Below are 5,305 nucleotides of genomic sequence, written 5' to 3'. Positions count from 1 at the left end.
AGAAGACGGACAAACCCCGTTTTACGGGGCATGCACATGCGGCATTTCGATTCACTCAAAACTTTCCCCGGACAGCCCTGCCCCTCGTGGGGGAGATGTCCGGCAGGACAGAGGGGGGGCGCCGTAGAGCACCAACGGAAGCATGGTTCGACGGCCGTCGTTGCGCAACGGTAGAATGATCGCCAGATAACTGCGAAAAAAGAGCGGATATCGCCTACCACACCAAAGCCGGCGGGACAGCGCCCCCCTCTGGCCTGCCGGCCATCTCCCCCACAAGTGGGGAGATCGGCAACGTCTACTGCGTCAGCCGCGTGTTGTTGGGCCGCTTGTTGAAGTCGCACCTGCCGGTCACGTTGTAGAAGAAGTCGGCGTTGCCGACAGGCGCCGGAACCGAGTTGCCGCCGTCTTCCCAGGCCTGGTCGCTGGTCTCGCTGCAGGGCACCACGTCGAAGATGTCGACGATCGTTTTGCTGGCAACCTCGATGGGGAGGTATTTGGAAGGGTCCAGGGCCTTTTGTGCAGCGGTGCTGTACCCGGCGCCTTTGTAGAGCCGGTTGGACGTGGCCGGATCGTTCGAATAGAGGTCTTGCGGGTTGCCCGATGGCACGTGCATCTGCAGATTGAGGCCGCCCATCTGGCTGACATTGATCTGCGCGCCGGCGCCACCGGCGGGATACATCGTATCGACACAGTAATATTTCGTCTTGAACACGTCGGTCTGGATCACCGCACCAGCGGGCGTGTTGGAGTCGACGAGCTTGCAGACCTGCTTCTGGGCCACCGTAGTGACCGTCTTGCCGGCTGAATCGGTGGTGAGAACGCTAACGATGGTGGTGCCGTAGCCTTTCGGATCTCCGGTTTTTCCGTATGTATAGTCGATCGTCATCAGCGGCTTGTCCTTCGCCGCACCGAACATTGTGCCGTTGAGCGTCATTGTCTTGTTCCAATAACCCGACACCCCGGTGACCTTGAAGGTCGCCTCCACCAGTGCGGGCGTCTTGCTCACTGCCGATGAGACGCCAACCGGCACCGTGGTGATCCGGGCGATCTGCATGAACACGGTCGGCATGGCGTAGCTCGCCGCGGCCTGCGCGGTGGCGGTGCCGTTGGCGCTGACATCGAAGGTGTTCAGCGTCGCGGTGCCCTGTCCGCCATTGGCCAAGTAGGAGGCCTGCATCGCCACCTGGCGCTGCGCCTTCGTCGAGGCGGTATCCATCGTGGTGATCGACAGGATCGCGGCATCGAGTGCCGCCTGCTCGGTCGACCTGGTCTGGACCGCCGAGGTATAGTCGACCGAAAAGCCGACCGCGGTGATCAGCGGAACCATGATGAGAACGAGTATCGGTGCGAACGCGCCGCTCCGAGACTCGATAAACCTGCCTGCCAGCCCCCGCATGCCTTGATCCTTATGTCAGAATATCGCTACCGGCTAACATGACAGTCCCCAATTATGCTCTAACGGACTTGGTTAATTTATCTATTTTCGCGAAAAGCGCGTAATAAGCGACAAGCGGCGGTACCGCTTGCTCCGCAACGGGGCCGTGCCGCTTGCCCCGGCAGTGGCCGGGCCGCTTGCCGATACAACCCGCCCCTGCTAAACGCGCGCCATGAGCACGCCCCTCGACCACATCCGCAATTTCTCCATCGTCGCCCATATCGACCATGGCAAATCCACGCTTGCCGACCGGCTGATCCAGCTGACCGGCGGGCTGGAGCTGCGCGACATGAAGGAGCAGGTGCTGGACTCGATGGACATCGAGCGCGAGCGCGGCATTACCATCAAGGCGCAGACGGTGCGGCTGAAGTACCACGCGAACAATGGCGAAGACTATATCCTCAATCTGATCGACACGCCCGGCCATGTCGACTTCGCCTATGAAGTGTCGCGCTCGCTCGCCGCCTGCGAGGGCTCGCTGCTGGTCGTCGACGCCAGCCAGGGCGTCGAGGCGCAGACGCTGGCCAATGTCTACCAGGCGATCGACAACAATCACGAGATCGTCGTGGTGCTGAACAAGGTCGACCTGCCGGCCGCCGAGCCCGAGCGCATCCGCGAGCAGGTCGAGGAGGTGATCGGCATCGACGCCTCCAACGCCGTGCTGATCTCGGCCAAGACCGGGCTTGGCATTCCCGATGTGCTGGAGGCAATCGTCCATCAATTGCCGCCGCCGGGCGAGGGTGATGCTTCGGCGCCGCTGAAGGCGATGCTGGTCGATAGCTGGTACGACGCCTATCTCGGCGTCATCGTGCTGGTGCGCGTCATCGACGGCGTGCTGAAGAAGGGCCAGACCATCCGCATGATGGGTACCGGCGCCAAGCACCTGGTCGAACGCACGGGCGTGTTCACGCCGGCCCGCATCAATGTCGACGAGCTCGGCCCCGGCGAGTTCGGCTTCTTCACCGGCTCGATCAAGGAAGTGGCCGACACCCGCGTCGGCGACACCATCACCGAGGACAAACGTTCGACCGCCAAGGCGCTGCCCGGCTTCAAGCCGGCGCAGCCGGTGGTGTTCTGCGGCCTGTTCCCGGTCGACGCCGCCGATTTCGAGGATCTGCGCGCCGCCGTCGGCAAGCTGCGCCTCAACGACGCATCCTTCTCCTTTGAAATGGAAACCAGTGCGGCGCTCGGCTTCGGCTATCGCTGCGGCTTCCTTGGCCTATTACATCTCGAAATCATCCAGGAGCGGCTGGAGCGCGAGTTCAACCTCGACCTGATCGCCACGGCACCCAGCGTCGTCTATCGGCTGGCTCTGACCGACGGTTCGATGAAGGAACTGCACAACCCGGCCGACATGCCCGACGTGGTGAAAATCTCGGCGATCGAGGAGCCGTGGATCCGCGCCACCATCCTGACGCCCGACGACTATCTCGGCGGCATATTGAAGCTCTGCCAGGACCGGCGCGGCATTCAGGCCGACCTGTCCTATGTCGGCAAGCGCGCCATGCTGATCTACGACCTGCCGCTCAACGAAGTCGTCTTCGATTTCTACGACCGGCTGAAGTCGATCTCCAAGGGCTACGCCTCCTTCGACTACCACCTCACCGACTACAAGGAAGGCGACCTGGTGAAGATGTCGATCCTGGTCAATGAGGAGCCGGTGGACGCTCTTTCCATGCTGGTGCACCGCACGGCGGCGGAAAAGCGCGGCCGGCAGATGTGCGAAAAGCTGAAGGAGCTGATCCCGAACCACCTGTTCAAGATCCCGATCCAGGCCGCGATCGGCGGCAAGGTCATCGCCCGCGAAACCATCTCGGCGCTGCGCAAGGATGTCACGGCCAAATGCTACGGCGGCGACGTCTCGCGCAAACGCAAGCTGCTGGACAAGCAGAAAGAGGGCAAGAAGCGGATGCGGCAGTTTGGGAAGGTGGATATTCCGCAGGAGGCGTTTATTCAGGCGCTGAAGATGGGGGATTGAGAAGCCGGCCAGGCGTCCGCACGCGGCGCGGCGCTGAAGGTGCGCGGTGGAATTAGTCTCCGTCCGGGTTATCAAGAATCTTGGTATCCCGCCGTCCGGCTCGTTTGCCACGCCTTTAAACGGATCTTCCGAGGACTAGCATTCCATAACCTGGCGGGTTCAAAGTCTTTTTGCATTTACGTGTCCAATGACGGCTTCTTGCGGATGGAAACTGTAGACACGATGCCCGTAGCCGGCAGCGCCCCTGCTCCACCAGCCGGGATGAAATCCGCCAGACCGCAATTTCTAGAAACGATTCCGTGGCGAACTGGTGAAATGAACCCGTAGCGGCTCTGTTAGTTCATTTGCCCGTTCCATGCACATTATGAAATGAACGGGCATCCACGGTGATGTCCTTCACCGTCTTCAAAAAGATCTGGTCACCGGCCACCCTTTAAGAACACCCCACCCTGACGTATTTGACACAGCCGTTCAGATGATGCTGGGCGTCCGTGACCGGTGCGCCAGACGGGCGGATGACGCCCAGATCCCGCAAGAAAAGTGACGCCGAAGGTTGGTACGAATCCGTACCGAAGGCCTTGGCTCAGTTGATCATGCCACAATGCGGCGCTAGAAAAATCGGGCGGCGGACCTCGGTTCGCCAGTGGCCGACGCGGGCTCGGGCAACTGCCTCACCGGCATTCGCGTCGGCCACTCTCCGGTCGCTGGCGAGGGCGTGACAAGGCCGGATCGCCCGAGGGCTTCCCGACACTCCGCCGTTTTCCGCTTCGCGCTTCCCTCCGGGCCTTTGAGAACGTCCCGCCTGGGAGTATCCTCAGCACGGCTTGGGGAGGCATCACATGCGTTCCACTTCGGACATCGTCGCCGCGATCGGCCTCGCCATCGGCGGCGCTTTTGGCCTCGCCGGCACCTTCGTCGCCAGCGCTGAACTGCGCGAAACGCTGTGGACGATCGACGGCGCGGCACTGGTGGTGGCGACCGCGCTGCTGACGATGAAGTACCAGCGTCTGGGCAATGACTGCGTAGCCGCCGGGTTCCTGACCTTCCTTGCCGGCGAGAGCCTGCTGCTGGCCGGCAATGCGGCGGGGCTGGAGGCCAGCGTTCCCTCCTATGTCGGCGGCATCTCGCTTTGGGCGGCGGCACTGGTCATGGTCAGCGCACCGAAAACCTTCGCCGTGTGGATGCGGCTGACCGCGCTGGTTGCCGCCGTGCTGTTTGTCGCCTCGGCTTGCATGATCATCTGGGGCGCCCCCCTGCTGCCGACCTCGGCGCCGCTGCCCGCCGCCGGCTATCCGTTCCTGGTGATGACCTTCGCCGGCTGGATCTGGACCATTCTCCAGCCCGCGCGGTGAGCCGGCCCGGACGCGCCCTCGCGCGATTGACAGGCGCTGCCGCCGGACGGCGCCTGTTTCAATCACGCAACGGGGCGGGTTCATACAGTCCAAACCAACCCTGAGTTGGTTGATCGCGCGGATTCGGAGCGGTAGAAAACTCGGGCGGCGGACCTTAATCAGTTCGCCAGTGGCCGGCGCGGGCTCAGGCAACTGCCTCACCGGCATTCGCGCCGGCCATTTCCCAACACTCGAGCGGCGCGGTATGGCTTGGGCCAGATCGCCTGGGCGTGCGGCGACCTCTCGACTCCCCGACGCTTGCGCAGCCCTGCGCGCTGTGGATGCGGCTCACCGCCGGCTATCCGTTCCTGGTGCTGACCTTCGTCGGCTGGATCTGGACTTTGGTGAAGGGCGAGCGGTGAGCGGATTGCCGAGCCTTGCCTTCTCCGCCGTGGGAGAACGGAAGGCCAATGTTGGCGCCGCCCCTCATCTGGCTGCCGCCATCTTCTCCCCGTTGAACGCAGGGCTGTCCGGGGAAAGTTTTGAGTGAATCGAAATGCC

Annotated in this window: 4 protein-coding genes; 3 read left to right on the top strand and 1 reads right to left on the bottom strand. The window is 62.7% G+C overall.

Features of this window, described 5'->3' with window-relative positions:
• Nucleotides 1-295 precede the first annotated feature (295 nt).
• The gene (locus NKH02_RS33910) at nucleotides 296-1,396 is read right to left on the bottom strand and encodes a TadE/TadG family type IV pilus assembly protein (protein ID WP_352884174.1); all 1,101 of its coding nucleotides are present in this window, start codon (nucleotides 1,394-1,396) and stop codon (nucleotides 296-298) included.
• A 211-nt stretch (nucleotides 1,397-1,607) separates the two neighbouring features.
• Here NKH02_RS33910 and lepA point away from each other — a divergent pair, with 211 nt between their 5' ends.
• The 3 genes from lepA to NKH02_RS33895 all read left to right on the top strand — a co-directional run bounded on the left by lepA (nucleotide 1,608) and on the right by NKH02_RS33895 (nucleotide 5,166).
• A complete protein-coding gene (gene lepA / locus NKH02_RS33905; protein ID WP_352884173.1) occupies nucleotides 1,608-3,413 on the top strand; it encodes a translation elongation factor 4 in 1,806 nt (601 codons plus the stop codon).
• Nucleotides 3,414-4,252: 839 nt separating this feature from the next.
• The gene (locus NKH02_RS33900; RefSeq protein WP_352884171.1) at nucleotides 4,253-4,765 is read left to right on the top strand and encodes a hypothetical protein; all 513 of its coding nucleotides are present in this window, start codon (nucleotides 4,253-4,255) and stop codon (nucleotides 4,763-4,765) included.
• Nucleotides 4,766-5,034: 269 nt separating this feature from the next.
• The gene (locus tag NKH02_RS33895) at nucleotides 5,035-5,166 is read left to right on the top strand and encodes a hypothetical protein (RefSeq protein WP_352884169.1); all 132 of its coding nucleotides are present in this window, start codon (nucleotides 5,035-5,037) and stop codon (nucleotides 5,164-5,166) included.
• Nucleotides 5,167-5,305: the final 139 nt, after the last annotated feature.

Source organism: Mesorhizobium sp. M1396 (assembly GCF_040317725.1).
GTDB lineage: Bacteria > Pseudomonadota > Alphaproteobacteria > Rhizobiales > Rhizobiaceae > Mesorhizobium.
This window is presented reverse-complemented; position numbering and strand designations above follow the sequence as displayed.